Below are 25,859 nucleotides of genomic sequence, written 5' to 3'. Positions count from 1 at the left end.
CTTACTATTTCTTATGAAACTTCATCATACGTTTACGCTTGCGCTCTTGTGAAGCGGTCAATTTATTCACTTTGCCTGCAAATGGGTTTTCACCTTCTTTAAATTCAACGCGGATTGGGGTTCCCATTAAATTCAGTGACTTCCTAAAGTAGTTCATTAGGTAACGTTTGTATGAGTCAGGTAATGCCGATACTTGGTTACCATGCACTATTAATCGTGGTGGATTGTAGCCACCCGCATGAGCGTAACGTAGTTTAACGCGTCTGCCTTTCACCATTGGCGGCTGATGGTCTTCCGCTGCCATTTGCATAATTCGCGTCAACATCGACGTTGAAACACGCTTAGTCGCAGACGTATAAGCTTCTTGTACCGATTCAAATAAGTGACCCACACCAGTGCCGTGTAGCGCAGAGATAAAGTGTACTCGAGCAAAGTCAATAAAGCCTAGACGGCGATCAAGTTCACTTTTAACCCGGTCTTTCACTTCAGAGTCAATGCCGTCCCATTTATTCACCACCACAATCAGCGAGCGGCCAGCATTTAGGGTATAACCTAATAAGCTTAAATCTTGGTCAGAGATATTCTCACGCGCATCAATGATCAGCATCACTACGTTGGCATCTTCGATCGCTTTTAAGGTTTTGATCACCGAAAATTTTTCTACTGTTTCATAGACCTTTTTACGACGGCGCACACCCGCAGTATCAATCAATACATATTCTTGATCATCACGTTGCATAGGAATGTAGATACTGTCACGAGTGGTACCTGGCGCATCGTAAACAATCACGCGCTCTTCGCCTAAAATGCGGTTGGTTAGTGTTGATTTACCCACATTAGGACGGCCAATAATAGCCAGTTTAATCGGCATGTCAGCAAAGGCTTGCTCTTGCTCGGCAATTTCAGCTTCTTCAATGGCATCAAGTTGCGCGAGATCCAATTCACTAAAATCATGCTCTTCTGGTTCGGGCTCAGGTTGAACAATGTCAAAGTCATCGAACGCCTTTTCAATTAAAGAGCGCACCCCTTTACCGTGGGCTGCAGCAATTTGGTAAACTTCACCAAGGGCCATTTTGTAAAACTCACCCACAGCTGAGTCCGCATCGATGCCATCCGTTTTATTGGCAACCAAAAATACCTTTTTATCTTGCTTACGTAAGTGCATTGCAATCGCTTCATCCGCTACGGTGAGGCCTGCGCGAGCGTCAACTAAGAAAAATACTGCATCGGCTTCTTCGATTGCTTGTAAGGATTGGCCTGCCATCAAGGCATCAATGCCCTCTTCATCACCAGTGATACCGCCGGTATCGACAACAATAAACTGGTGGTCTGCAACGTTAGCCTGGCCATATTTGCGATCTCGAGTTAAGCCTGGAAAATCAGCTACTAACGCATCTCGAGTACGGGTTAATCGGTTGAACAAGGTGGATTTGCCTACATTAGGGCGTCCTACAAGTGCGAGCACAGGTAACATCTATATAATCCTATAAATAACAAAGGCCCCTTACAGTAAGGAGCCATTTAACAATATGATAACGCTTTAGTTTTTACGGTTTACTTAACGCAATAACTTTACCGCTGCGTGTTTGCACTATTACTTTATCTTGATAAAGCACTGGTACTGTGTATAAACCATCGCTATCTAATTCTTGCTGCGCAACAAACCTTCCGTCACTGTCTAGCCAATGTAAATAACCTTCAGCGTCGCCCACTAAAATATACTCACCAGCAACCAAAGGTGCAGTAAGATTACGGTACTCTAACTGAGTGTTACTCCATATTTGCGCGCCATTACGACGGTCAACGGCATAAATGTGGCCTTTATCATCGGTTAAATAAAGGGTAAATCCAGAAATATCCATTGAGTTGTAAGCGGAATAGCTACGTTTCCATAACGTTTCACCGCTTTGTAAGTCAATGGCAAGTAGTTCACCATTGTAAGCTATCACGTACGCGGTAGTACCAACCACTAATGGCTTGGCATCCACATCAACAATCCGGTCTAACTCGGTTGCGCCTTTTGGCACTGCGACTCTACGCTCCCAAATAGGCATGCCATTTTCGGTAAAAACAGCAGCAAATTTACCATCTGCCCGGCCATAAAGCACTGCACCACCGGCCTCGATAGGCTCAGATGAACTACGTAAAGTTAAAGCAGGCTGATCTAATGTTAACTGCCACAGCTTTTCGCCATTATATTCTTGGAAAGCATAGAGATCGCCACGACTATTATGAACAATAACTTTACCACCTTCTAATAGTGGTTTAGCAATCACTTCGCCTCCGGTGTTGGCAACCCAACGTACTTCTCCGGTTTCGGCATCAATCGCAAACAATTGAGCATTCTCAGTGCCTAAGTAAATCGCGTCATAACTCGCACTAATGGCCCCTGATATGCGCGCGCCTCTTTTCAACGCGTTGGCTTCATGCTCACTCAGGTCAATCTGCCAAAGTTGCTGACCGGTATTGATATCTAGCGCCTTGACGATACCTTCACGATCAGCCACATAAACGCTGCTGTCGATGAAAGCGGGTCTAAGTTGAGAATAATAATGCTCAACCCCATCACCGACTGAGGTTTGCCACTGCTGTTGTGGTTCATAAGATTGTGTGATCACTGGCAGCTCTGCCATTACCACTGTATCTTCTTCTGAATCGAACAAAGAACACCCTTGTAATAACGCCACTGCGGCGCAACCAAAAGTGATCTTTTTCAACCAATTATCCATTAACAACCTCATCCGTTAGCGTTGCTTCAGCTAAGTCGTCAAGTTTGATTTGCAGCGCTGGATTACCTGTATTGCCACCCGCTAGCACTGCCGATTGGTATGCCGCTCGCGCTTTTTGCGCTTGGCCTTGAAGTAATAAAATATCACCCTTAGCTTCCTCTGCTTTCGCTTTGAAGGCATCATCTTTGACTTCAGCTAATGTGGCCAGCGCAGCATCAAATTGCTTTAACTCGGTTTGCACTCTTGCTAAGCGTAAGTTGACTGTTGGGAGTAATACTTCACTAACTTTATTTTTCTTAGCCCACTCTAATTGTGATAAGGCTAGTTCAAAGTCACCTTTATCAACAGCCACTTTAGCCAACATCAGCGCAGCTAATGTGCCGTAGTTATTATCAGCATTACTGTCAATAAATGCTTGCGTACTGCTGATAGCATCTTCCGAGCCTGTTTCTAGGGTAGTGATCGCTTGAGTATAAGCTTGCGACGCTTGTTCTTGGCTGGCAATTTTTTGCTCGTTATAAAAACGCCAACCCCATAGCGAACCTAAGCCAATCACGGTGCCAAAAATAACGGCGGTGCCGTTTTCTTTCCACCAGTTTTTGATCGCGTCAACTTGTTGTTCTTCGGTTTCGTAACCTACCACTTTAATACCCCTTAATTCTCAAGCATCGTTGCAACGACATCAGCCAATGCTGATTGTGCAACGGTTTGTTGTTCGTTCTTCCCTGTAAGATCTTTTACAGTGACCTGATTGGTTTCCATTTCAGATTCACCCAAGATCAGTGCAATACGGGCACCGGATTTGTCAGCGCGCTTCATCTGCTTTTTAAAATTTCCGCCGCCGCAATGGTTCATCACTTTAATACTTGGCAACGTTTGGCGCAATTGCTGAGTGAGCAGCATACCTTGAATATCTGTGCCCTCGCCCACTAATACGGAATAAACATCCACTTCAGGGGCTATATCTTGGTTTAAATCTAATGTATCTAGCATTAACACTAAACGTTCAAGGCCCATAGCAAAACCAACAGCAGGTGTGGCTTTACCACCAATTTGTTCAACTAGACCATCATAACGACCGCCCGCACAAACCGTGCCTTGTGAGCCAAGGCTTTCTGTTACCCATTCAAAAACCGTGCGATTGTAGTAATCTAAACCTCGCACTATCTTCTCATTCACCACGTATTTGACGCCTGCAGCATCAAGAATTTGGCACAACTTGGCAAAGTGTTCTTTGGACTCTTGGTCGAGGTACTCAGATAGCTTAGGCGCATCAACTAAAATCCTTTGAACATCAGGATTTTTAGAATCTAACACACGTAATGGATTAGTATGCATGCGACGTTTGCTGTCTTCATCTAGCACCGCTTCATGTTCGGTTAAAAACGCCACCAGTGCATCACGATAAACCGCGCGAGCTTCGTTTGAGCCTAACGAGTTTAGTTGCAGTTCAACATGCTCCGTTAAACCCAGTTTTTGCCAAAACTGCGCAGTCATTAGAATCACTTCAGCATCGATATCGGCACTGGCCATGCCAAATACTTCAACACCAAACTGGTGAAACTGACGATAGCGACCTTTTTGTGGCCGTTCATGGCGGAACATTGGACCGATATACCATAAGCGACGCTCTTGGTTATATAACAAGCCATGTTCATTACCAGCACGAACACAAGAGGCGGTGCCCTCTGGTCGTAGTGTTAAGCTGTCACCATTGCGATCATCAAAGGTGTACATCTCTTTTTCAACAATGTCAGTTACTTCACCGATTGAACGCTTGAATAAATGCGTACTTTCAACAATCGGCATTCTAATTTCAGAATAACCATAGCTGCTGACAACTTGCTTAAGCGTATTTTCTACTTTTTGCCATACTGGCGTTTGTTCGGGTAAACAATCGTTCATCCCGCGAATAGCTTGGATCGATTTGGCCACTAGAGAATCCGTTATTAAATGATGATGGGCTTGAAATTAAGGGCATTATAGGGATTTTTGAAAGCCAGGTAAAACCTGGCTTTGCCAGAATCGCAGTTTAGCGGTTAAGAATATCGATTTTTTTACTCGGATCCATCGTTGAAATACGTGCACGGATTTTTGCTTCTAACAAATCCACTAGATTATCGTTATCAAAGCGTTCTTTTTGTCTTACGCCATCTTCATAATAACCACTGCGGTTGCTACTGCCTGTGATCCCTAAATCAGAGATTAATGCTTCACCTGGGCCGTTGACCACACAGCCTATGATTGACACATCTAGCGCGGTAGAAACATCTTCTAAACGCTGCTCAAGTGCATTAACGGTATTAATAACATCAAATTCTTGACGAGAGCAGCTAGGGCAAGCAATAAAGTTAATGCCGCGACTACGAATGCGCAAAGACTTTAGAATGTCGTAAGCCACTTTTATTTCTTCGATAGGGTCGGCAGCTAATGAAACGCGCAGCGTATCACCAATACCTTCAGCCAGTAACATACCAAGACCTACGGCAGACTTAACCGAGCCACTACGCAGTCCACCCGCTTCGGTAATGCCTAGATGTAACGGCTGTACAATTTGCTTAGCCAGTAAACGGTATGCGCCGACCGCTAAAAAAACATCCGATGCCTTTACACTGACTTTAAATTGGTCAAAGTTAAGGCGATCCAGTATATCAACATGGCGCATGGCTGATTCAAGCAACGCTTCAGCCGTAGGCTCACCGTATTTTTCTTGAATATCTCGTTCTAAAGAGCCGCCATTCACACCAATGCGGATAGGGATATTTTTGTCTCGGGCACAATCAACTACCGCACGAATTCTGTCTTCGCGACCAATATTACCAGGATTGATCCGCAAACAATCAACGCCATACTCGGCAACCTTAAGCGCGATGCGGTAATCAAAATGGATATCCGCCACCAGCGGTACATTCACTTGTTGTTTAATGAGCTTGAACGCTTCTGCAGCATCCATTGTGGGAACAGATACACGGACAATGTCAGCCCCGACATCTTCAAGGGCTTTAATCTGCTTCACTGTGGCATCGACGTCTGTGGTACGAGTGTTAGTCATCGATTGCACAGCAATAGGGGCATCTCCCCCCACAGGCACATTACCAACCATTATTTGAGTGCTGTTACGGCGAATAATAGGAGAAGTTTGATGCATGATTCTTATTCTTTTTCCGGTAATTCAAAACGCGCTATTTTACCCGCTTTGAATTGAGTCATATCAAAGGTTCGATTGTTATAAGTTATCTCAACTGCTTTTGGTGCACCGATGGTGAGTTTAAAAGGCGCCTTACCCGTTAAAGACAAAGTAGACCCTTTTTCTTTAACACCAATTGCCAAGGTTTTATCGTCAGCATCGGTTACTTTGATCCAACAATCGTTACTAAATGTGAAACCGACTTCAAGTGCGCTGGGATCAGCTTCGTTGCTGGGTTCAGGCGTTGTTGCCACTGGCGTTGCTGTTGTTTCTGTCTCGAGAGCTTCATCACTGTTGAGCTCTGTTTCGCCTTCAACGCTCTCTGGCTCTTGTGCTGGGACTTCCTCAGGGAGCACTGCTTCGCTATCTTCTGACACCTGCTCAGCTATTGGCAATGAGCGAGTCGGAACCTCTGCCTCATCCGATACGATAACACTTTCGTTGACCAATTGTTCTGATGTGGCAGGCTCCAAGCTGGCTTTTTGTAACCACCACCATACCAACATCCCAACTAAACCAGCACCAATGGCATAGCTGATCCAAGTAAGACGGTTGTTGTGTGCTTCTTGCTGAGTGCGCTGAGAAAAACTTTGCATTTGTGCATATTTAGATTCAGCAATGCCCAATCGATAATAAGCACTCAATATTTGCTCTTCGGTAATACCCAATATTCGAGCGTAAGCCTTTAGATAACCTTTAATAAAAGTGGTCGACACTTTAGGGTCAAAAGTCTCATTTTCGATATCATTAATATTATGTGCGCGTAAATTTAAACGTGCCGCTATCTCTTCAACACTTAAGCCTTGCTTCTCTCGCTCATTTCGTAGCAGGAGACCCGGCCCCTGAGGAGCGACTTCAGTCGTAATTTCTTCTGGGGAATTATTTTCAGTATTCATTTTTTAAATAATGTTGAGACTCAGTAGACTGAGGAAATTTATTGACTAAACGACGACCAAAAGACTTGACCGCCGTTTCGCGATTTTGTGCAGACTCAAGACGGATCCAAGTCCATAAGCTCTGTGGCGTATCACTGGCTACTTTTTGATATTGTAGTAGGTAGTTACGCGCTACATCATAATTTTCTTGAGTAACATGTATGCCGGCCATTTCAAGTAAGGATAAAGGCCTGCGAGGGCTATGAGAAAGTGCGCTATCAAAATACTCTAGAGCCTTATCCAACTGTCCTGATTCTCTGGCGCATAAGCCAGCATTTTCGTAAGTATCACCCACTCGAACATAAGTGGTTTCTTTTACCGCACGAAGAAATTGCTCTTCAGCTTCCGCATACTTTTTTTCTCGGCAGAGAAAAGTGCCGTAATTATTCATGGTATCCGCATCATTGCGGTTTATTGATAACGCTTGACGATAGGCCTTTTCAGCCTGCCTTGGCTCATTGACTACTTCGTAGTAATAAGCCAGGGCACGATGAATTTCTGGATCTTTTGAGTTGTAGGCGAGCGCTCTTTCAAGATTAAATTTTGCTTGCTCAGTATTACCTTGCTGTAAGTACTGAATACCTAACTGCATTCTTGCTTTAGCCGCACCATTGCTATCCATGTTTTGGCTAACACTTTTTCCTGCCACCGTAGTTTCACTGACACAGCCGAGTAGACTCAATAAAACACTCGCACCTAGGATAAGTTTTTTCATACACCACAAGTATCTAACAAATTATTCTGTCATTGTGACGGAAATCGACTCGCCTTGCATCCGTTTTTTAGCAGTTCGCTTAGTTCTATCAATAACATCACCAACTAATTGTCCACATGCGGCATCAATATCGTCGCCACGAGTCTTACGAACGGTTACGGTATAGCCGTATTCTTGCAACACTTTATTAAAGCGATCAACACGACTATTACTTGGCTTAGCATAGCCGGAATTAGGGAATGGATTGAAAGGGATCAAGTTAATTTTACATGGTAAATCTTTAACAAGATGGGCAAGCTCGTGAGCCAAATCCGTTGAATCATTGTAATGGTCGAGTAACACATACTCGATGGTAACTTTACCACGATTCGCTTTGGACTTAGCAATATAGCGTCGTACGCCATCCAAAAAGTTTTGAATATTGTACTTATCATTAATCGGCATCATGTCTGAACGAAGTTCATCATTTGGCGCATGAAGTGAGATAGCTAACGCCACATCTATTTTATCACCTAAGATATCTAATGCTGGCACCACACCCGATGTCGATACGGTTACACGGCGCTTGGATAAAGCAAAACCAAGATCATCGAGCATTAATTCTAATGCCGGTACTAAGTTCTTCATGTTGAGTAAAGGCTCGCCCATTCCCATCATCACAACATTGGTGATCGGGCGCTGTCCGGTGCCATTTGCCTTCACAGGACCGATAATTTGAGCGGCGCGCCATACTTGACCGATAATTTCAGATACCGACAAATTGCGGTTAAAGCCTTGCTGAGCGGTTGAGCAAAACTTACATTCAAGGGCACAGCCAACTTGAGATGAAACACACAAAGTCGCGCGATCACCTTCAGGAATGTAGACAGTTTCAACATCTTGATTACCAACCTTCATTGCCCACTTGATGGTCCCATCAGCACTGCGTTGCTCAACTGACACTTCTGGCGCTTTAATTTCTGCCGTTTGCTTCAGTTTTTCACGTAGTTTTTTATTAATGTTGGTCATTTCATCAAAATCATCAACACAATAATGATAAATCCACTTCATGACTTGATCTGCCCGAAACGGCTTTTCATCCATTTCAGCGAAAAATTGACGTAAGCCTTCACGGTTTAAATCAAGTAAGTTAATTTTTTGGTCAGTCATAAGCTCTCACAGCGGTGGAATACAGCGAAAAATCGGTCGCGAATTGTACAAAGTTTACGAGGAGGTTACTAGCGCAGATTGAGATAAAAGCACTGGTTAGCCCAATGCTTTTTGTTATCGTTATGATTTGTCGGCGAATATTTCATCAGAATTGAAAAAGTAAGCTATTTCACGCTGGGCAGATTCAGTACTGTCTGAGCCATGAACACAATTTTCTCGCACCGAAGTAGCAAAATCAGCACGGATGGTTCCAGGATCTGCTTCCTCAAAATTAGTCTTACCCATAATTTCACGGTTTTTGGCTATCGCGTTTTCACCTTGTAAAACCTGTACCACGATAGGGCCAGAAGTCATAAAATCAATCAGCGGCTCATAAAAAGGACGGCCAAGGTGCTCAGCATAAAAACCAGCTGCTTTCTCCTGATCTAGTTGGATCATTTTCGCCGCAACAATATGCAAACCAGCTGCTTCAAAGCGCTGATATATACTACCAATTAAATTACGCTTGACAGCATCCGGTTTAATAATCGAAAAAGTGGTTTCTACAGCCATGTAAACTATCCTATCTATTTTATAAAAAAATTTAAGGGCTCGATTATATGCACTGAAATATATAAAGCCAAGTTAAGCCGTGATGACACACCAACTCTTTCATTCATATAGTTGAAAACTCAATAAGATAGTCTATTTCTTAAGTATAACTATTTTTCCTATCTCAGGCTGGAACCATGGATGATGATATTCTAATTATTGACGATGATGAGCAAGTGCATGATAGCGCAATACAAAGCTGGAAGGTGCTGATCGTTGATGATGAATCTGAAGTACATCGCATTACAAAAGTAACATTAAGCCAGTTTCGCTTTGATGGTAAAAGTATTACTTTTTTACATGCTTATTCTGCCAGCGAAGCACGAGATATTTTGAAGCAAGAAACTGATATTGCATTGGTTTTACTCGATGTGGTGATGGAAACCGACGATGCAGGCTTGCAAGTTGTACGCTATATTCGTGAGCAATTAGACAACCACAGTGTGCGAATAGTGCTGCGAACCGGTCAGCCTGGTCAGGCGCCTGAAGATGATGTTGTAGAAAGTTACGACATTAATGATTACAAAGACAAAACCGAGTTAACCTCACAGAAACTACGCACCTTAATTCGTGCAAGCCTGCGTTCTTATCGCGATATCTGTAGCCTGCAACGTAATAAACGTGGACTAGAGAAAGTGATTCAAGCGTCGAAAGGTATTTTCGAAAAAACGGCCCTCGATACCTTTGTTGAAGGCGCTCTTGAGCAATTAACAGCTCTATTAGAGTTAGAAGAAACAACTATTTACAGTATCAAGCATGCCTATGAGCTAAAAAATACTGAACTGGAAATGATCCATTCTACTTCATCAGATAAAACTCAAGCCGATGACATGCAGCAACACCCCATCTTACAGCTAGCGATAAAAGATAAAACCAATATTTATCAAGAAAGTGAAGTTGTTATTTATTGCAAAAACCCACGTCACAATTTAATTTTTCATATTGAAGGAACGCAACAGCTGTCGGAGGTAGATACTCATCTACTCAATTTGTTTACCGAAAATATAGTGGTTGCCCTTGAAAATATTCGCTTGAATGAAGTGATTGAAGATAATCAAAAAGAAATTATGTATCGCTTGGGCGAAGTCGTAGAAAGTCGTTCGAAAGAATCAGGTAGCCATGTTAAACGAGTGGCGAATTACACCGCGCTACTGGCAAGTTTAACGGGCATGGACAATGAACAAGTAGAAACCTTGAAACAAGCATCACCATTACACGATATTGGTAAAGTAGGGATCCCCGATGCGATCCTCAACAAGCCAGCTAAACTCGATTCAGATGAGTGGGCAATCATGCAAACTCATGCCAAGCTGGGCTACGATATGCTCTACGATTCGGACATCCCTTTACTGCAAACTGGCGCGGCTATTGCCATGTATCATCACGAAAAATGGGATGGCTCAGGTTACCCTAATGGCTTGAGAGGCGAAGATATTCCGATTGAGGGGCGACTAACTGCATTAGCTGATGTGTTTGATGCACTTGGATCAAGGCGTTGTTATAAAGAGCCTTGGGGAATCGATAGTATTATGGAATTGATCAATAGCGAATCTGGCAAGCACTTTGACCCAAACTTGGTAAAGATACTTAATGATAATTTAGACTTATTTTTAGAGATAAAGCAAAAGTACGTAGACTGAAAAAGATGGGGATTGTTGCTATTACGCTTATTGGCGGAGTGGACGGGACTCGAACCCGCGACCCCCGGCGTGACAGGCCGGTATTCTAACCAACTGAACTACCACTCCGCTATTAGGCGCTATCGAGAAGATATTGGCGGAGCGGACGGGACTCGAACCCGCGACCCCCGGCGTGACAGGCCGGTATTCTAACCAACTGAACTACCGCTCCGCAATTCAACTTTGCGTTACCGCTTCGTTGTGTGCGGCGCAGATAATACGTACATGCCCCTATCGAGTCAACAAAGAATGTGTAAAAAAATTGGAAAAATGACTGTTTGATTTCATAACGAACAAAGTTTGTTGAAAATGCGTACAAGCTGTCGATTATTGCAGCAAAGGTATTGAAAGGAATGGTTTCCGAGCTTGTAAGCCTACTAACAAAAGCACTAATGAAGCATGCAATCGTTAGTAAGCTGGTCAATAAAGCTGTCTGACTTGGCTATTTCTTACTTTCTTCTTCAAGGTTTAGCTCTTCTACGCCATCTTTTATTTGAGTTGGAGCCGCTGTTACTGCACTTTCCTCTGCCAATTTTTGCGCAATTCGTTTAATGCTACGCCGCTTCCACCAAATAATAAATACAATCACCGCTGCCAGTAAAAGTAGAACACCACCCGCGATCATTAAGTAGAAAGGTAATGCGCTTTTTTCTGGCTCCGGCTCTACTTCAACAATCACGACCTCTGGAGTTGGCTCAGGTGTTACAGGCTCGGGGACGACTCTAAATATCCCATCATCAAGTACAAGTACTAACTCTCTACCGGTTCTAGTCGTTGCATAAGCAGTAGTTGAGACAGTGTACTTGCCTGGCTCCTCGGGACGCGGCAAGGTAATAGTGAGGACCTCTTCGCCAGCTTTCCCGTAGCCAATAAATTCCAATGGCTTATCTAGTACCCCTTCATAAAACCCCTTCACCACCACTGTTTCTGGCAAAATTTCGTCTAAATCAATTTTGTAATGGAGCATCGGCCCTGGTTGATCGAACGACTCTGTGGTGGTGAGCTCAATCGGCCTTGGATAAACCAAGAGATCTTGACGAAAAGCACGAGTAAACACTTCATTACGAGTCGATACCTCAACTCGATATTTTCCCGCAGGTGCATTAATACTCGGATGCGCTGTCAATATGCCATCGCGCGGGTATTCATCATAACCCTTACCATCATCTAAAAATTGGAAGCGAATTTTATGGCCATAAGCAAAATTGTCATCAGCTTCGTCATTCAAGCTGGTTAACGTCATGGTAATAATTAAGTCTTGGATATAGTCTTCGTTAACTGGCGCGCCACTATTATTAAGTAATGCGGTGGTTAGCTTAACCTGTTCATGGGAATATAGGGTACTAGGTAATTTATCCATGTGTAGCTGTAAATCACTAACGATTCGAATAGCATTATCAGGACTTAATTTGCCTATCGCTTGCCAAGGACCTGGCATCGGCTTAATAATAGTGATCATGTCAAACTCTATGCCTTCATGCCACTTAACATTGTCACCATGGCGACTAGAATAAAGTTTACTGCCATCAGGCTGCACTAAGATAGTTGCAGCAGCGCCCGGCATACGCTTAATCACAAAGGTGACCTTTTCAGCTTTAGGATCAATGCGAAAGCGATTATCAAGCAGGCTATTGTCATTCTTTTCGTAAAACTTGACCGCCCACGTCTGATTAGGCATGGCACTCATTAGCACCAGTAATAGGCAACCAAAGCCAATCAATCTAGCCATAAGCATGTCCCTTTTTTCGCTATCAACTGTAGCCGCTCTTGATGGGCAACTAATTCATCAGCATCCGCTGATAATACTTTCAGAGGCGCTCGATTCGCAGCCAGCCGTTTAATCCCCTGCTGATTGCTTTGTTGCTGGCTGTCTGACTCTTGTGACAAATTCAATGCGGTTTGCCCGCCCGTCATTAATAGATAAACATCAGCCAAAATCTCGGCATCAAGTAACGCACCATGTAAGGTTCGATGTGAGTTATCAATACCGTATCTATCACATAAAACATCAAGATTATTTCGTTTACCTGGAAAAATTTCTTTTGCCATTTGTAAGGTATCAGTCACCTTACAGAAATCCTCAGTCTTACCTACGCCTGTTTTGAGTTTATCAAACTCATAGTTCATAAAGCCGACGTCAAACGGCGCATTGTGCGCGATAATTTCTGCGCCCTTAATAAATTCAATGAATTCTGGCGCTATTTGGCTAAAGCTGGGCTTATCACGTAAGAAAGCGTCAGTTATGCCGTGAACGCCGATCGCTTCAGCATCAATTTTACGATCAGGTTTAATATAAACATGATAATGGCGACCCGTTAAACGTCGATTAACAAGTTCAACACAACCTATCTCGATGATGCTGTGATTCAGGTAGTGTGGGCCCGCATCAAAGTTCATACCGGTTGTTTCGGTATCAAGAACCACTTGTCTCAGAGTCTGCTCTGTGTTCATATTTGTCTCATCTTGTATTTTAATAGTCTTAGTCTAACAAAAATGAATAAACAGGTTGAACTTTATACTGATGGATCTTGCCTTGGTAATCCAGGTCCAGGGGGCTACGGTGTAGTACTTAAATATCAAGGGCATGAAAAAGAGCTAGCGCAAGGATTTGAATTAACAACCAACAATAGAATGGAGCTATTGGCGTGTATCGAAGGACTTAACGTACTAACCCGTCCTTGCCAAGTAGTACTAACCACCGATAGTCAATATGTTAGACAAGGGATCACAACTTGGATCCACGGTTGGAAAAAACGTAACTGGAAAACAGCCAGTAAAACGCCAGTCAAAAATGTCGATCTTTGGCAAAAGCTAGACTTAGCAAGCCAAAAACACCAAATTGATTGGCGTTGGGTTAAAGGCCATTCTGGTCACCCAGAAAATGAACGTTGCGATGATTTAGCGAGACAAGCGGCTGAATCTAGTGATCTGCAGCCAGATACAGGCTACCTAGATTCCCTTTAAATTATTTAAGTTTGCTGGAGCGGTGACTTGGACTTTTATAATTCGCAAATGGGCTAGCGGATAATATCGGCCGTTTAAGCCGCCATTTTTCTTTCACTGGTGTGATTGGCCGAGTGCATTTTTTCGCGACTATAAAATAATTATCGCAAAGTAACGGGAAGCACTTTTGCCCCATCCTCTCGCACCAGTCCATGCTATGACCTCGAGTAAAAGAAAAACCAAAGCCAAACTTGTCATCAAGTAGTACTTCAAAACCCAGTAAGTTTAGCCAGTCTTTGATCCGCGCAGGTGTAAACATTTGGCTATTAACTGCTAAATTATTTCGGCTAATGGGAATATATTGACTAACGCCATGCCAACTAATGGGGTTAAAGCCACTCAGGATTAAAAATCCATCTGCTGTTAATACCCGCTCCACCTCTCGTAATAGCTGATGAGGATCACGAGAAAAGTTAATTCCATGAGCTAATAAACACACATCGATACAAGACTCTTGCAGCGGTAAGGCATGGTATTTCGCAACCAGCCCTACGACTCCTTCTCCAGCAGTGATGCTCACCTGATGTCTGATCGTGCAAGCGCCCGTATTTAACTGGGCACTCAAAGGTCCTAACTTAATTAGATGATAGCCAAAAAGTTGCGGGCACCAAGTGTCTAGGCGGTGCTGTAATTGCTGATACAACCAATCACCTGCTGGCAATTCAGACCAGTTTAGTGGGTGGTTTATCTTTCGACTTGTCTTCGCTGGGCGCATGAAATTCTCATATGATTAGAGTACGTTAAGATTAACACATCACTTATTAGCTGCAATCAACCAAAACAGATGAAATGGTGCTAGATGACTCGCATTAACACTCAGTTTCAGTATAAGCTTGGGCATATAGGTAAACATACGAGTAAGAAACCATGATCCAGATTATGCCCATTTCCGCCTTTAGCAATAACTATATCTGGCTAATAGCGAATCAAGACAATCATCATTGCGTATTGGTTGATCCTGGTGATGGTGAGGCAGCATGGCAACAAACACAAGCTCAAGGTCTGACTATCACAGCCATATTGCTGACACATTATCATCAAGACCATATGGGCGGCGTCGCTTTTTTGCGGCAACAACATGACAAGATAATTCCCGTGTATGGCCCCGAATGGCAAGACACACCATTAGGAAAAAAAGCCCCTACCAAACTCCCTATTATCGATAATTTTATCCAAGTTGAAGAGGGCTCTGTTATCAATATCCCCACTATTAACTTAGCATTCACCATACATGACGTACCAGGACACACCTTAGAGCATATTAACTATCAGTGTGAGATTAATGGGCTGCAACACGTTTTTTGTGGTGATAGCTTATTTTCCGCTGGGTGCGGTCGTGTATTTGAAGGCTCCATGTTACAAATGCTAAATTCGATGAAACACTACCGCTCGCTTCCCAACGATACTTGGCTTTATCCTGCCCATGAATATACCCAAAATAACCTCGCTTTTGCTTATCAAGTCGAGCCTGATAATCAAAACATCCAACATGCCATCAAGCAGGTTGCCAAATTACGCCAACAAGGTATCCCTTCTCTTCCGGTGCAATTAGAAAGTGAAAAAAAAATAAATCCTTTCTTACGTTGGGATCAGCCCGAAGTGCAGCAAGCCGTTCAAATTCAACAAGCAACGCCAAATAACGATGCCCTAACCGTGTTTAGTGGGCTGCGAATATGGAAAGATGAGAGTTAGTTCCTTGATTAGCATGCGCCGCTTCACTAACATGTGACCAATTTTTTACGAAGCGGATTATTATGAAACTACCTCTGGCTCTTTCATTCACCTTATTACTCGTTGGTTGTCAAACAACTACGGAGCAACAGGATGCGCCAGAGCTGGCCGTCACTAAGCCGTCAGCAAAACAAGAAGACACCTACCAAGTCTTACCTAAGCCAGCAGCCAAGCCAAAGCGTGTTGTAAAATTAACCCCCCCGCCCGAATCAGACTTATGGCAAGTGATAGAACAAGGCTTTCAGTTTGAGGAGGTTGATAATGAACGGGTGCAACATTATCGCGATTGGTACCTGAAGCATCCTGATTATATGCGCCGTATTTCCAAACGTGCTGAACCTTTTCTGTATCTGATTGTTGATGAAATCAATAAACGTAATATGCCGCTAGAGCTGGCGTTATTACCTGTGGTAGAAAGCGCTTTTGACCCTTTTGCCTATTCTCATGGACACGCTTCTGGCATGTGGCAATTTTTGTCTGCAACCGGAAAACGATTTGGTTTACAGCAAGACTGGTGGTATGACGGACGCAGAGACGTCGTGGCCTCAACGAATGCAGCCCTTGACTATCTGACTTACTTGAATGAGATGATGGATGGAGATTGGTTACATGCCATCGCATCGTATAATGCTGGTGAAGGCAGGGTTTTACGAGCAATCAAGAAAAATCGAAAAGCAGGTAAGCCGACTGATTATTGGAACCTTGATTTACCCAAAGAAACCAGCGCTTATGTTCCCAAATTACTGGCGCTAGCTGAACTCATCCGTAATAACGAACAGTATCATATGCCGTTGCCGCCTTTAAAAAATGAACCAAGACTAAGAACGGTCAATACAGGTTCACAAATTGATTTAGCCTACGCTGCGCGCTTGGCGGGTATGAATGCCGAAGAGCTGGCCCAACTCAACCCAGGCTTTAATCGCTGGGCGACATCACCACTCGGACCTCATGAGCTGCTGCTTCCAATAGAAAATGCCGAGCAGTTTGAAATAGCCCTGTCTGGCGTCCCTAAATCAAGTCGAGTTCAGTGGCAACGCTATCAAATTAAAAAGGGCGACACCATTGGTGGTATCGCGCAAAAGTTCAATACAGAATCTTCTGTTATTCGCTCTGCCAATAATATTAAAAACAACAAAATTCGAGCTGGTAAGTTTTTACTGATCCCCGCTTCTGCTGAAATGGCAACCGCAAAAAACGCTGCTCCGGCTAAGGGCCAAGCTATTAAGCCCAACCAAGCAGCGACTATCCATATCGTGAAATCAGGCGATACCTTGTGGGACCTTGCAAAAAAATACAATGTAAAACAACAAGACTTAACTAAATGGAATGGCTTAGCGAAAAGCTCGACCTTAAAAATTGGCCAGAAACTAAAAATCTATTCAACCAACACCATAAGAATAAACTCTGTCGTTTCTCAGGTAGCTAAACCGATGCTTTACACAATAAAAAGCGGTGATTCGCTGGGAGAAATAGCGCAAGCACATAAGGTTAGTATTGAAGACTTACAACGCTGGAACAACATCGACAACCCTAGAGGGCTAAAGCCTGGCCAAACTTTGGAGATCCGTGTCGCTGATGCTCGCTAAATGGGCTAACTTCCTCTCAGAGTGGTGAAAACATCATTATTAATGGTTGGTGATCAGATCCAGGGTCGAGTGAGCTAAACGCGCGCTCGACGTTGAGCCCTCGAAAATAAACATGATCCAAAGGCATCCCCATGACTCGTAAACGATGATCGGGTTCAAGATTCACAGATCTAAGTCCAAGCGCTATAAATGAACGCTCTACAAGGTCGATGCGATCTTGACTCCAGGTATTGAGATCGCCAGCAACAATCACGGGGCCTTTATGAGCATCAACAGCTCGTAATAGCGGTGATAATTGTGCTTTTAATGTCTCAGTGCCTAAGGTGAAGTTGATACCATGGATATTTATTACTAGCAAAGGCAAATCGGAGCCTTGCCAAGGGTATGTTACAGCGAGTGTCGATTTAGGGAACCGAATATAAGGCTCAGCAGTTAAGTTTACACATACCTTCTGAGCCATCACTTTAGCAAGAGTTTGCACTCCAAATGTGCTATCCCCGATTTGGAACGCATTAGCCAGTTCGCCATACCACCCTCGGGTTAACCAGTATTGATTGATTTCTTTATTCCCTTTCGCCTCTTGCAACAATAATAAATCCGCATTCTTACTCAATTTATCAAGTGTTGCCTGCCATTGTGGCGCTTGGTATTTGTATATATTCCAAACAATCAATTTAAATCGGCTAGGAAGCGCCTCTCTAGCAAAGCTAATATTGCTTAATGGTAACGTTTGCCACTGAGGACAGCTAACACTAGAGTAAAAGCGCGAATAAGTTAGTGAGTACACACCACCACTTGAGGCATTATAAAAATTAGTTAAAGCAAAAAAAGTGTAAGAAGTTAGCAGTATGATGATAAGGAGTATGATTTTTTTTAAATGTCCATCTATATTTTTTAACATTATTTTCACAAAACTTTCCTATACTGGAATACCACGCCTTGGGCATCGAGGAATATCTATGAGCAATAAACGCTATAAAGTAACTTATTTCGATCAAGATGGCTGTAAAGAACAAGTGACATTAGAAACCCCCTATTACATTTGTCGGGACTCAGCAACTGACTTATGTGTGTTTGATGAGCAAGTCTGCATTGGCAATGAGGCCTTATTGCAGAATATGCTAAACCAAAACTTACCCCAATCAAACGCGTCATGTGTGGTGAATGTCGAGCCCTTATTAATCTAAGGGCCCAATTTGATAAGGCAAACTTCCAGCTTCTCTATTTAGGTTCGTATCTGTTTAATCAAGATCTTAGAGTTACGCTGAAAATTGTACATAGATTTCTTTTTATTCGGTAAGTCGTTTACATCCGCAGGCATAAAGCCACGCTCTCGAAACCAGTGGATACTCTGTGTAGTGAGTACAAACAATTTTGTGAGCCCCAGCTTTATCGCTTGAGCTTCAATATGGCGAACTAAGCTATCACCACGGCTACTACGGCGATATTTAGGGTGACTGACGACACAAGCTAACTCTGCCATTGACTCTTCCACAAAGGGGTACAATGCAGCACAACCAATCACCATGCCATCTCGTTCAACAATTGTGAAACGCTCAATTTCTGATTCAAGCAGTTCGCGAGAACGCTTAACCAAAATACCGCGTTCTTCTAAAGGCTGAATCAATTCTAGAATGCCACCAATATCATCAATGTTAGCATTGCGTACTTTTTCATAACTCTCAGTGACTATTTGGGTTCCGACACCATCACGAGTGAATAACTCTTTTAATAGGGCACCACTTTCTTGATAACTGACAAGATGGCTACGCTTAACGCCTGCATAACAAGAAGCTACCGCAGCCCTTAAATAACGTACTGTTCCCGTGTCTGTTTCGTTGGCCTGTAATAATTGCAAACGTGCTTCTGCTTCAGAAGGCAACATTTCATTAATAACTCTGTCTTTATCATCCAATACGCCTTGATTGGAGCAGAAGCCGATGATTTTATCTGCCTGCAGGCCTATGGCTACTTGTGTTGCCACCTCTTCCGCTGACAAGTTAAATGCTTCACCAGTCACCGAATAGCCTATCGGGGGGACTACCACTATGGCACCTTGCCCCAATTGCCAACGGATACTTTCAGTGTCAACGCGGCGAATATTACCAGTGTGGCAAAAATCGATTCCTTCTTTCACTCCAATTGGCTGAGCGACAACAAAGTTACCAGACATCACGTTAATGCGCGCGCCCTGCATTGGTGAATTCACCACACCCATTGAAAAAGTGGCCTGAATATCAATAAGTAATTTACCAACAACCTGTTTCACGGCTGTTAATGCAACATCATCAGTGATGCGTAAGTTATCAACAAAACGACTCTGCACTTGCTGCGTTTCCAGTGCCGCATCAATTTGCGGACGAAAACCAAACACTAGCACTAGCTTCACACCTAAACTATTAAGCAAAGCTATATCGCTAACAATTTCAGGGAAATTCTCATGCTCAAGGGCCTCCCCTCCCACCATCAACACAAAGGTCTTATTCCGATGGGCATTTATATATGGGGCTGATTGACGAAAACTGCTAACGATTACATCCGTATCTTGTGCCAAAAATAATTACTCCAATGAATTGCGGCTAACTACATTGTAACCGAAGCTTAGCTAGAGTTCAGTTACAAAATGGAATTTTTATTCACTTTTTTAGAATTTATATTAAAGTTAAAAAGTTGCGATTAAGTAACTCTGTTGCTTCTAATGCGCTCACTGGTCGAGAAAAATAGTAACCTTGTAGTTGGTCACACTGATGCCCCTGTAAGAAACGCATTTGCTCTTTTGTTTCAACACCTTCAGCAACTACTTCCAAGCCTAGAGTATGAGCCATTGTAATAATTGTAGCGACAATTTTGGCATCATCGTTGTCAGAAGATAGCTGAGCAACAAAACTACGATCGATCTTTAAGGTGTGAATAGGGAATCGTTTCAAATAACTCAATGATGAGTACCCCGTACCAAAGTCATCTAATGAAATACTAATGCCTTGGCGACTAAATTGCTCCATCACCTGAATAGCTGATTCGACATTTTCCATTAGCATACTTTCTGTAATCTCCAGCTCTAAATTTGAAGGCTTGATCCCAGAGTTCTCAATACTTTCGGCTATCACTTGGGCTAAGCGAGCAGAAATAAACTGCTTTGGCGATAAATTGACTGCTACTTTTAACTCGGTGTGTCCCAACTTAACCCACTCTCCCACTTGCCTCGCCGCCTCTAAAATAATCCACTCTCCAAGAGGCTCTATTAATCCAGTCTCTTCAGCTAAAGGGATAAATTCAGCGGGTGAAATAAAGCCTAACTCCTCATGTTGCCAACGAATCAAAGCTTCAAAACCTACAATGCTGCCTGTGCTAGGTAAAACTTTAGCTTGATAGAACAACTTAAGCTGGTTTTGCGCCACTGCTAGATTTAGCGCTTTAGTAAGCTGTTTTTTATGTTCAATAGCCAAGTTCATATCTTGATGAAAATAACTAACAGGCTCACCTAACATCTTGGCCTGCTGCAATGCAAAATGTGCTGCGCTGTTAAGGCTCTCTAAAGAATCACCATCACGTGGGTAAACAGCTATTCCTAATGAAGCACTCAGATTGACTGCTTCTTCAGCCCACGTTAAGCGTTGCTTAAAAACATCTAAAATTTGGGCGACTTTGTCTTCAAGAGCATTCATTTGATCAATATTGGGGACAACTAAAGCAAACTCATCTCCACCCAGTCGAGCTAAAGTATCTTGCGGTGATAAAACCTGCCCAAGTGCCGCCGCAATGTCTTTTAATAAACTATCACCAGCAACCAGCCCATATTGATTGTTGATTTCTTTAAAGTTATTTAGATCTAGAACTATTAGAGCGACGTGCTGCTGGGACTTTTCAGCACTTAATATCCTATTTTTAAGTCGACTTTGAAACAGCGAACGATTTGGGATCCCAGTTAACAAATCTCTCATAGATAAGAACTTAACTTGTTTTTGAGCTTCTTTTTGTTCAGAAATGTCAAAGAAGGTGATCACATGGTGGGTGATAGCAGCATTATGCTTAATCACGCTGATCTTTACCCAAGCTGGAAACATTTCACCATTTTCACGTTTCGACCAAATTTCTCCTTGCCACTCACCTTCCGCGTAAAGGTTATGCCATAAGGTTTTATAAAACAGGTGGGTATGATGATCTGTAAAAATAAAATTAGGCTCCTGTAGTATTACATCACCCTCTGTGAAACCAGTAATGATGGTAAAAGCAGGATTTACTTTGATACATCGATTTTTGCTATCAGTCACTATAATAGCTTCTGACAAAGTATCGAAAACTTGTGCGGTAAGACGAAGCTCTTGCTCATAATCAAATTTTAGGCTGTAATCACGTAAAACAACGACTACACCCGCCGAATGATTATCTTGTTGTAGTGCAGTAGCTTGATATTCAACATAAATAACACGACCTGAGAGGGTATCAAGCTTGGCAATAGAGCGCTTAGATGATGTAGACTTATTATACAAAACATCATCAATGAGACTATTCGCTTTGAGGTGAGATGCATGCCCGTCCATATCAATAAAAGATAAATGTTCATTGTAAGGGTTACCAAGCAATTGGTTTGATTTATCTTCCAGTAACAATTGAGCTGAAGGATTAATAAAGCGAACATACCCATCTGGCCCGATACCAAAAATACCATCTGCCACACTGTTTAATAGCGTTTGATTGAACTCGCATAAATGTCGAACATCTGCCTCCGATATTTTCCGCTGCTCAATTTCAGTAACCATTAAAGACTTTTGCTGCTTTACTTCATCAGCTAGCAATTCTAGGGTATGGCCTAACCGGCTAAATTCATCCTTACTGCTGAAATTGGGTCCCCTGCCAAAGTCACTATTTGCTAGTTTTTCAGCATATTTGCTCACGCGTGATAGAGGATAAGTAATACTGCGGGTAACAAAATAGGCAACAGCCAATGAAACAACAAGAAAGCTACAAAGGACACCTAAATATATACCTTGTGCTTTATCAAGACTGGAGTAGAAATTATCTAAACTGGCATTCACCTTTTGCTCGGCAATTCCTTTTTTAGTGTCAAGGAGCTGCTGAAGGGTTTTAGATTGCTCTAACCAGCCCGCATAGACACCGTTAAATTCTTGAACAGCATCCATTTGATATGGGTCGGCACTTTCTAACAAAGATAATAACGAAAAGGAATTATTAATGAATTGCCAAATAGGCTCACCTAATTGCACTAAAGTAGCCAACTTAGTAGACATTTCTTCATCAGTGACCCCACCTTCTATCATGCCTTGCTTTACATTTTGTAACCAAGCTTGATGAACAAAATGTAATTGTGACAAAGCATATCTCACTTCTCCTATTGCATACTTCTCAGCTTGAAGGTTATCTCGATTACGTTGGACTTGGGCTTCTCGAATATTAGATTTCGCTTTCTGTAACAAGAAACGGATCGAGTGAATATGTTCAATATCTACTAGCTCAATATTAAAAAGCGCTTGTGTGTTAATTTTAACTTGTAATAAATAAAAATAACTCAGCCCCCCTGTTGCACTTGCCAGTAATGCAACGAGCATGTAGGAATGAATCAAACGACTTTTCAACTTCATTCAAGTTTTCCCTCTTCAAATATGAAAGCGAATAAACTTATCAACAAACCTAACAAATCAAAATAACGACACTACGAGGTTGAGCGACATACTTGTTCTTTACGATCACTTTAGAGGAGTTAATAGTTAAAATGTCTTCAGGGTATGGTAGCGAAGTGTCGATAAACCGAGTCCAAAAACCACGCTTTGGAATAGGCAGTTCGAACTCTAACGGCTCCCAGAATGCATTAAAAATAGCATACATTCCGTAATCTTGGCCGTATGGTGTGGTTTCAATAGCTATGGTTCTTGAGCTTGAGCTCCAATCTGGCTTGCCAACGCGCACACCATGCCAGCGTATACCCGATTTTTGCAGCACTTCATTGAGTGGTAGCCTTTTTGTCTCAGCAAAATCAAGGCGCCCTTGCTCTACACGTTGGTGTATTAATGCTTTAGTAAAATTAAACAGTTTGTTATTTTGCTTAACTAAGCTCCAGTCAAACCAAAAGTCTTCATTATTTTGACAATAACCGTTGTTGTTACCATGTTGAGTTCTGCCAACTTCATCGCCCATTTGGATCATCGGCGTTCCTAATGAAAGTAATGTAGTTGCGAGCATGTTCTTTACCTGACGTATACGTAACTGATTAACCTCAATATCATCCGTTTCCCCCTCAATACCATGATTCCATGAATAATTGTCATTACTTCCATCACGATTTTCTTCACCATTAGCCCAATTTTTTTTCTCGTTATAGCTCACTAAATCCAACAGGGTAAAACCGTCATGACAGGTCACAAAGTTGATGGTTTTTTCTGGCTCTAATAAATGATGACCATAAATATCAGGGCTACCGATCAAGCGATCAGCAAATTTACTGACCATACCTTCATCACCACGGATGAACTTTCTTACATCATCGCGAAACTGACCGTTCCATTCCCGCCAACGTTGACCTGCCAAGTTGCCAACTTGGTATAAGCCTCCAGCATCCCATGCTTCAGCAATAAGCTTAGTTGACGATAATGCAGGATCGGTATCAATACTGTACAAAGTAGGGGGGCTGACCATTGGCATTCCTTGTTCATCTCGAGATAAGATAGAAGCCAAATCGAAACGAAACCCATCAACATGCATTTCCTCTACCCAAAAGTGCAAGCTATCTATGATCAAGCGGCGGCAAACAGAGTGCGTACCGTTAAAGGTGTTACCACACCCACTGAAGTTCATGTAATCTTGTTTATTATTGGATAGGATATAGTAGTTATCGTTATCAAACCCTCTAAAACAAAGGGTTGGCCCACCAACGCCCCCCTCGGCTGTATGGTTATATACCACGTCTAAAATCACTTCAATATCAGCTTTATGTAGCGCTTTAACCATATCTCGGAATTCATTGAGCGGCCCTAGCATGGACTTATCGGAGCTATAGCCACGATGCGGGGCAAAAAATGATATGGGACTATAACCCCAGTAGTTACATAAACCCGCGTGATGTTCGTCTTCATCGAATTGATAAACCGGAAGCAGTTCGACAGCAGTGACGCCTAACTCTTTTAAATAAGGTATTTTCTCGATTAAACCAGCATACGTTCCTCTTTTATTCGGTTCAACACCGGAGCTTGTGTGACGTGTAAAACCAGCCACATGCATTTCATATATAACCGTTTTGCTAAAGGTGTGCCTAGGGTGCTTATCATCTTCCCAATCATAATCTTTGACATCTGCAACAATACTTTTAAGGCAGTGTGCTTCATTGCAGCCTGGTTTAGCCGCACGATGGCGATCATAGTTTTTTCCTTTCGAGACTAAGATGCCATAAGGATCGATCAAGACCTTTTGTTTATCGAATGAGGTACCTTCAAATGGTCGGTATGGACCATGGACTCGATAGGCATATAGTTGCCCAGGCTTAATTCCAGAGATAAAGATATGCCAATAGTAAGCCGTACGGTTATCTTCACTGGAAAGACGAAAAATGTGGGATGCTTCGGCATCATCTTCATGATCGAAAAGAAGCAATTCCACTTCATAAGCTAATCGGGCATAAACACAAAAATTGGCACCTTCAGCTGTTAATGTAACACCCAGTTTTTCAGACCAACCAGCTGCAGTACTAAATATCATAAGTTTAACGTCCTTATCCAAATAACAAAGTCAGTGTGAAGCATTAATTAAGGGCTATTGTTTTTAGTGGCTAAATTTAGCCCAAGTTAAACGCCTTTTTATCAGGACGAGCTCTGTTCCAGTTATTCACTCTATGCAACTACAGCTCAACATAATAAAGACGTTTATGCCCTCAGGGCTTAAGCCAACCCAGTCGAGCAGCTGTTAGTGTTGCAAGCTACATCTCCCAAGTATTACCGGCAACAAGCTATTGTATGAGTACCTAATAATTCGCAGTAAAAACAATCCAGAAAGCTCAATATCCCTAAATTTTAGCGGATCTTTATGACTTAAGAATTATCTCAATTTCCCTGAATAACATCTTGAGTATAAAGGAGGTGGCATAAATTGCTCGAACCAACCACACACTTTCTAGACGGTCGTACAAAGATAGGACGGTAGTTAATAAATACATAATGAATTGAAGGGAAAATATTTTTTGCAGACGTAAAAAAGCCCGACTCTTTCGAATCGGGCTTTCTACTGCTCACTATGAGCTTATTTGGCGCTTGGCGGTGTCCTACTCTCACATGGGGAAACCCCACACTACCATCGGCGCTGCTGCGTTTCACTTCTGAGTTCGGCATGGATTCAGGTGGTTCCACAGCGCTATTGCCGCCAAGCATAAATTGTAATCTGGAAAGCTTATTTTCGTTCTCTAGCAAATCTCTTTTACTTTGTTCACAAGTATTCTTGTTGGCACTTTCGCACCTAATCTGGCAACAACACCGCTTAGGTGTTGTATGGTTAAGCCTCACGGGTCATTAGTACAGGTTAGCTCAATGCCTTACAACACTTACACACCCTG

General features: G+C 42.6%; 21 protein-coding genes, 2 tRNA genes and 1 rRNA gene. 5 read left to right on the top strand and 19 right to left on the bottom strand.

What is annotated here, in order from left to right; translation table 11 throughout:
* Window positions 1-4 precede the first annotated feature (4 nt).
* From der to ndk, 9 genes are all read right to left on the bottom strand, one after another.
* A complete protein-coding gene (gene der / locus K1M91_RS07015) occupies window positions 5-1,474 on the bottom strand; it encodes a ribosome biogenesis GTPase Der (RefSeq protein WP_232800959.1) in 1,470 nt (489 codons plus the stop codon).
* Window positions 1,475-1,547: 73 nt separating this feature from the next.
* Entirely contained in the window at window positions 1,548-2,729 is a 1,182-nt protein-coding gene (gene bamB, locus K1M91_RS07010) for an outer membrane protein assembly factor BamB (protein WP_232800957.1), read from the bottom strand.
* Window positions 2,722-3,372 (bottom strand): tetratricopeptide repeat protein, encoded by a 651-nt coding sequence (locus K1M91_RS07005; protein ID WP_232800955.1) that lies wholly within the window; start codon window positions 3,370-3,372, stop codon window positions 2,722-2,724. The genes bamB and K1M91_RS07005 overlap by 8 nt, the downstream gene beginning before the upstream one ends.
* Window positions 3,373-3,383: 11 nt before the next feature.
* Window positions 3,384-4,664, bottom strand: coding sequence for a histidine--tRNA ligase (gene hisS, locus K1M91_RS07000; protein WP_232800953.1), 1,281 nt, complete (start codon window positions 4,662-4,664; stop codon window positions 3,384-3,386).
* A 97-nt stretch (window positions 4,665-4,761) separates the two neighbouring features.
* The gene (ispG, locus tag K1M91_RS06995; RefSeq protein ID WP_232800951.1) at window positions 4,762-5,877 is read right to left on the bottom strand and encodes a flavodoxin-dependent (E)-4-hydroxy-3-methylbut-2-enyl-diphosphate synthase; all 1,116 of its coding nucleotides are present in this window, start codon (window positions 5,875-5,877) and stop codon (window positions 4,762-4,764) included.
* 5 nt (window positions 5,878-5,882) lie between these two features.
* Complete coding sequence (locus K1M91_RS06990; protein WP_232800949.1) at window positions 5,883-6,812, bottom strand: RodZ domain-containing protein; 930 nt, start codon at window positions 6,810-6,812, stop codon at window positions 5,883-5,885.
* Entirely contained in the window at window positions 6,802-7,566 is a 765-nt protein-coding gene (gene pilW / locus K1M91_RS06985; RefSeq protein WP_232800947.1) for a type IV pilus biogenesis/stability protein PilW, read from the bottom strand. The genes K1M91_RS06990 and pilW overlap by 11 nt, the downstream gene beginning before the upstream one ends.
* Before the next feature lie 21 nt (window positions 7,567-7,587).
* A complete protein-coding gene (locus K1M91_RS06980) occupies window positions 7,588-8,715 on the bottom strand; it encodes a bifunctional tRNA (adenosine(37)-C2)-methyltransferase TrmG/ribosomal RNA large subunit methyltransferase RlmN (protein WP_232800945.1) in 1,128 nt (375 codons plus the stop codon).
* Between the two features lie 120 nt (window positions 8,716-8,835).
* Entirely contained in the window at window positions 8,836-9,267 is a 432-nt protein-coding gene (ndk, locus tag K1M91_RS06975; RefSeq protein WP_232800943.1) for a nucleoside-diphosphate kinase, read from the bottom strand.
* Between the two features lie 176 nt (window positions 9,268-9,443).
* Here ndk and K1M91_RS06970 point away from each other — a divergent pair, with 176 nt between their 5' ends.
* Complete coding sequence (locus K1M91_RS06970; protein ID WP_232800941.1) at window positions 9,444-10,946, top strand: DUF3369 domain-containing protein; 1,503 nt, start codon at window positions 9,444-9,446, stop codon at window positions 10,944-10,946.
* Between the two features lie 31 nt (window positions 10,947-10,977).
* Here the strand turns inward: K1M91_RS06970 and K1M91_RS06965 are convergent.
* The 4 genes from K1M91_RS06965 to dnaQ all read right to left on the bottom strand — a co-directional run bounded on the left by K1M91_RS06965 (window position 10,978) and on the right by dnaQ (window position 13,436).
* Window positions 10,978-11,054, bottom strand: a tRNA-Asp gene (locus tag K1M91_RS06965).
* Window positions 11,055-11,080: 26 nt separating this feature from the next.
* A tRNA-Asp gene (locus K1M91_RS06960) sits at window positions 11,081-11,157 on the bottom strand.
* A gap of 270 nt (window positions 11,158-11,427) precedes the next feature.
* Entirely contained in the window at window positions 11,428-12,714 is a 1,287-nt protein-coding gene (locus K1M91_RS06955) for a TIGR03503 family protein (protein ID WP_232800939.1), read from the bottom strand.
* Entirely contained in the window at window positions 12,702-13,436 is a 735-nt protein-coding gene (gene dnaQ / locus K1M91_RS06950) for a DNA polymerase III subunit epsilon (RefSeq protein WP_232800937.1), read from the bottom strand. The genes K1M91_RS06955 and dnaQ overlap by 13 nt, the downstream gene beginning before the upstream one ends.
* A gap of 42 nt (window positions 13,437-13,478) precedes the next feature.
* On the opposite strand from dnaQ, the gene rnhA reads away from it, so the two are divergent.
* Window positions 13,479-13,949 (top strand): ribonuclease HI, encoded by a 471-nt coding sequence (gene rnhA / locus K1M91_RS06945; protein WP_232800935.1) that lies wholly within the window; start codon window positions 13,479-13,481, stop codon window positions 13,947-13,949.
* Between the two features lies 1 nt (window position 13,950).
* On the opposite strand, the gene K1M91_RS06940 is transcribed toward rnhA, so the two are convergent.
* On the bottom strand, window positions 13,951-14,703 hold the full coding sequence (locus tag K1M91_RS06940) for a methyltransferase domain-containing protein (RefSeq protein ID WP_232800933.1): 753 nt from the start codon (window positions 14,701-14,703) through the stop codon (window positions 13,951-13,953).
* Between the two features lie 152 nt (window positions 14,704-14,855).
* On the opposite strand from K1M91_RS06940, the gene gloB reads away from it, so the two are divergent.
* Together gloB and K1M91_RS06930 are read left to right on the top strand one after the other, a co-directional pair.
* Entirely contained in the window at window positions 14,856-15,680 is an 825-nt protein-coding gene (gene gloB / locus K1M91_RS06935) for a hydroxyacylglutathione hydrolase (RefSeq protein ID WP_232800931.1), read from the top strand.
* Window positions 15,681-15,742: 62 nt separating this feature from the next.
* The gene (locus tag K1M91_RS06930) at window positions 15,743-17,305 is read left to right on the top strand and encodes a LysM peptidoglycan-binding domain-containing protein (protein ID WP_232800929.1); all 1,563 of its coding nucleotides are present in this window, start codon (window positions 15,743-15,745) and stop codon (window positions 17,303-17,305) included.
* A gap of 16 nt (window positions 17,306-17,321) precedes the next feature.
* On the opposite strand, the gene K1M91_RS06925 is transcribed toward K1M91_RS06930, so the two are convergent.
* The gene (locus tag K1M91_RS06925; RefSeq protein ID WP_232801207.1) at window positions 17,322-18,206 is read right to left on the bottom strand and encodes an endonuclease/exonuclease/phosphatase family protein; all 885 of its coding nucleotides are present in this window, start codon (window positions 18,204-18,206) and stop codon (window positions 17,322-17,324) included.
* A 58-nt stretch (window positions 18,207-18,264) separates the two neighbouring features.
* Here K1M91_RS06925 and K1M91_RS06920 point away from each other — a divergent pair, with 58 nt between their 5' ends.
* On the top strand, window positions 18,265-18,492 hold the full coding sequence (locus K1M91_RS06920; RefSeq protein WP_232800927.1) for a hypothetical protein: 228 nt from the start codon (window positions 18,265-18,267) through the stop codon (window positions 18,490-18,492).
* A 38-nt stretch (window positions 18,493-18,530) separates the two neighbouring features.
* Here the strand turns inward: K1M91_RS06920 and argA are convergent, their stop codons facing one another.
* The 4 genes from argA to rrf all read right to left on the bottom strand — a co-directional run bounded on the left by argA (window position 18,531) and on the right by rrf (window position 25,674).
* A complete protein-coding gene (gene argA, locus K1M91_RS06915; RefSeq protein WP_232800926.1) occupies window positions 18,531-19,859 on the bottom strand; it encodes an amino-acid N-acetyltransferase in 1,329 nt (442 codons plus the stop codon).
* A gap of 97 nt (window positions 19,860-19,956) precedes the next feature.
* Entirely contained in the window at window positions 19,957-22,905 is a 2,949-nt protein-coding gene (locus K1M91_RS06910) for an EAL domain-containing protein (RefSeq protein WP_232800924.1), read from the bottom strand.
* Between the two features lie 49 nt (window positions 22,906-22,954).
* Window positions 22,955-25,012 carry a glycogen debranching protein GlgX gene (glgX, locus tag K1M91_RS06905; protein ID WP_232800922.1) on the bottom strand — a complete coding sequence of 686 codons (2,058 nt, stop codon included), beginning with the start codon at window positions 25,010-25,012 and terminating at the stop codon, window positions 22,955-22,957.
* Window positions 25,013-25,558: 546 nt separating this feature from the next.
* Window positions 25,559-25,674 (bottom strand): 5S ribosomal RNA (gene rrf / locus K1M91_RS06900).
* Window positions 25,675-25,859 lie beyond the last annotated feature (185 nt).

Source organism: Motilimonas sp. E26 (assembly GCF_021278025.1).
In the GTDB taxonomy this organism is placed as follows: domain Bacteria; phylum Pseudomonadota; class Gammaproteobacteria; order Enterobacterales; family CBDFNC01; genus Motilimonas.
The sequence above is the reverse complement of the archived record's forward strand: the minus strand, read 5'-3'. Positions and strand labels throughout refer to the sequence as shown.

Coding starts and splice junctions, on each gene's coding strand:
- der (WP_232800959.1), bottom strand. CDS start 1,474: ATGTTACCTGTGCTCGCACTTGTAGGACGCCCTAATGTAGGCAAATCC.
- bamB (WP_232800957.1), bottom strand. CDS start 2,729: ATGGATAATTGGTTGAAAAAGATCACTTTTGGTTGCGCCGCAGTGGCG.
- ispG (WP_232800951.1), bottom strand. CDS start 5,877: ATGCATCAAACTTCTCCTATTATTCGCCGTAACAGCACTCAAATAATG.
- K1M91_RS06990 (WP_232800949.1), bottom strand. CDS start 6,812: ATGAATACTGAAAATAATTCCCCAGAAGAAATTACGACTGAAGTCGCT.
- pilW (WP_232800947.1), bottom strand. CDS start 7,566: ATGAAAAAACTTATCCTAGGTGCGAGTGTTTTATTGAGTCTACTCGGC.
- K1M91_RS06980 (WP_232800945.1), bottom strand. CDS start 8,715: ATGACTGACCAAAAAATTAACTTACTTGATTTAAACCGTGAAGGCTTA.
- ndk (WP_232800943.1), bottom strand. CDS start 9,267: ATGGCTGTAGAAACCACTTTTTCGATTATTAAACCGGATGCTGTCAAG.
- K1M91_RS06970 (WP_232800941.1), top strand. CDS start 9,444: ATGGATGATGATATTCTAATTATTGACGATGATGAGCAAGTGCATGAT.
- K1M91_RS06955 (WP_232800939.1), bottom strand. CDS start 12,714: ATGGCTAGATTGATTGGCTTTGGTTGCCTATTACTGGTGCTAATGAGT.
- dnaQ (WP_232800937.1), bottom strand. CDS start 13,436: ATGAACACAGAGCAGACTCTGAGACAAGTGGTTCTTGATACCGAAACA.
- rnhA (WP_232800935.1), top strand. CDS start 13,479: ATGAATAAACAGGTTGAACTTTATACTGATGGATCTTGCCTTGGTAAT.
- K1M91_RS06940 (WP_232800933.1), bottom strand. CDS start 14,703: ATGCGCCCAGCGAAGACAAGTCGAAAGATAAACCACCCACTAAACTGG.
- gloB (WP_232800931.1), top strand. CDS start 14,856: ATGATCCAGATTATGCCCATTTCCGCCTTTAGCAATAACTATATCTGG.
- K1M91_RS06930 (WP_232800929.1), top strand. CDS start 15,743: ATGAAACTACCTCTGGCTCTTTCATTCACCTTATTACTCGTTGGTTGT.
- K1M91_RS06925 (WP_232801207.1), bottom strand. CDS start 18,206: ATGTTAAAAAATATAGATGGACATTTAAAAAAAATCATACTCCTTATC.
- K1M91_RS06920 (WP_232800927.1), top strand. CDS start 18,265: ATGAGCAATAAACGCTATAAAGTAACTTATTTCGATCAAGATGGCTGT.
- K1M91_RS06910 (WP_232800924.1), bottom strand. CDS start 22,905: ATGAAGTTGAAAAGTCGTTTGATTCATTCCTACATGCTCGTTGCATTA.
- glgX (WP_232800922.1), bottom strand. CDS start 25,012: ATGATATTTAGTACTGCAGCTGGTTGGTCTGAAAAACTGGGTGTTACA.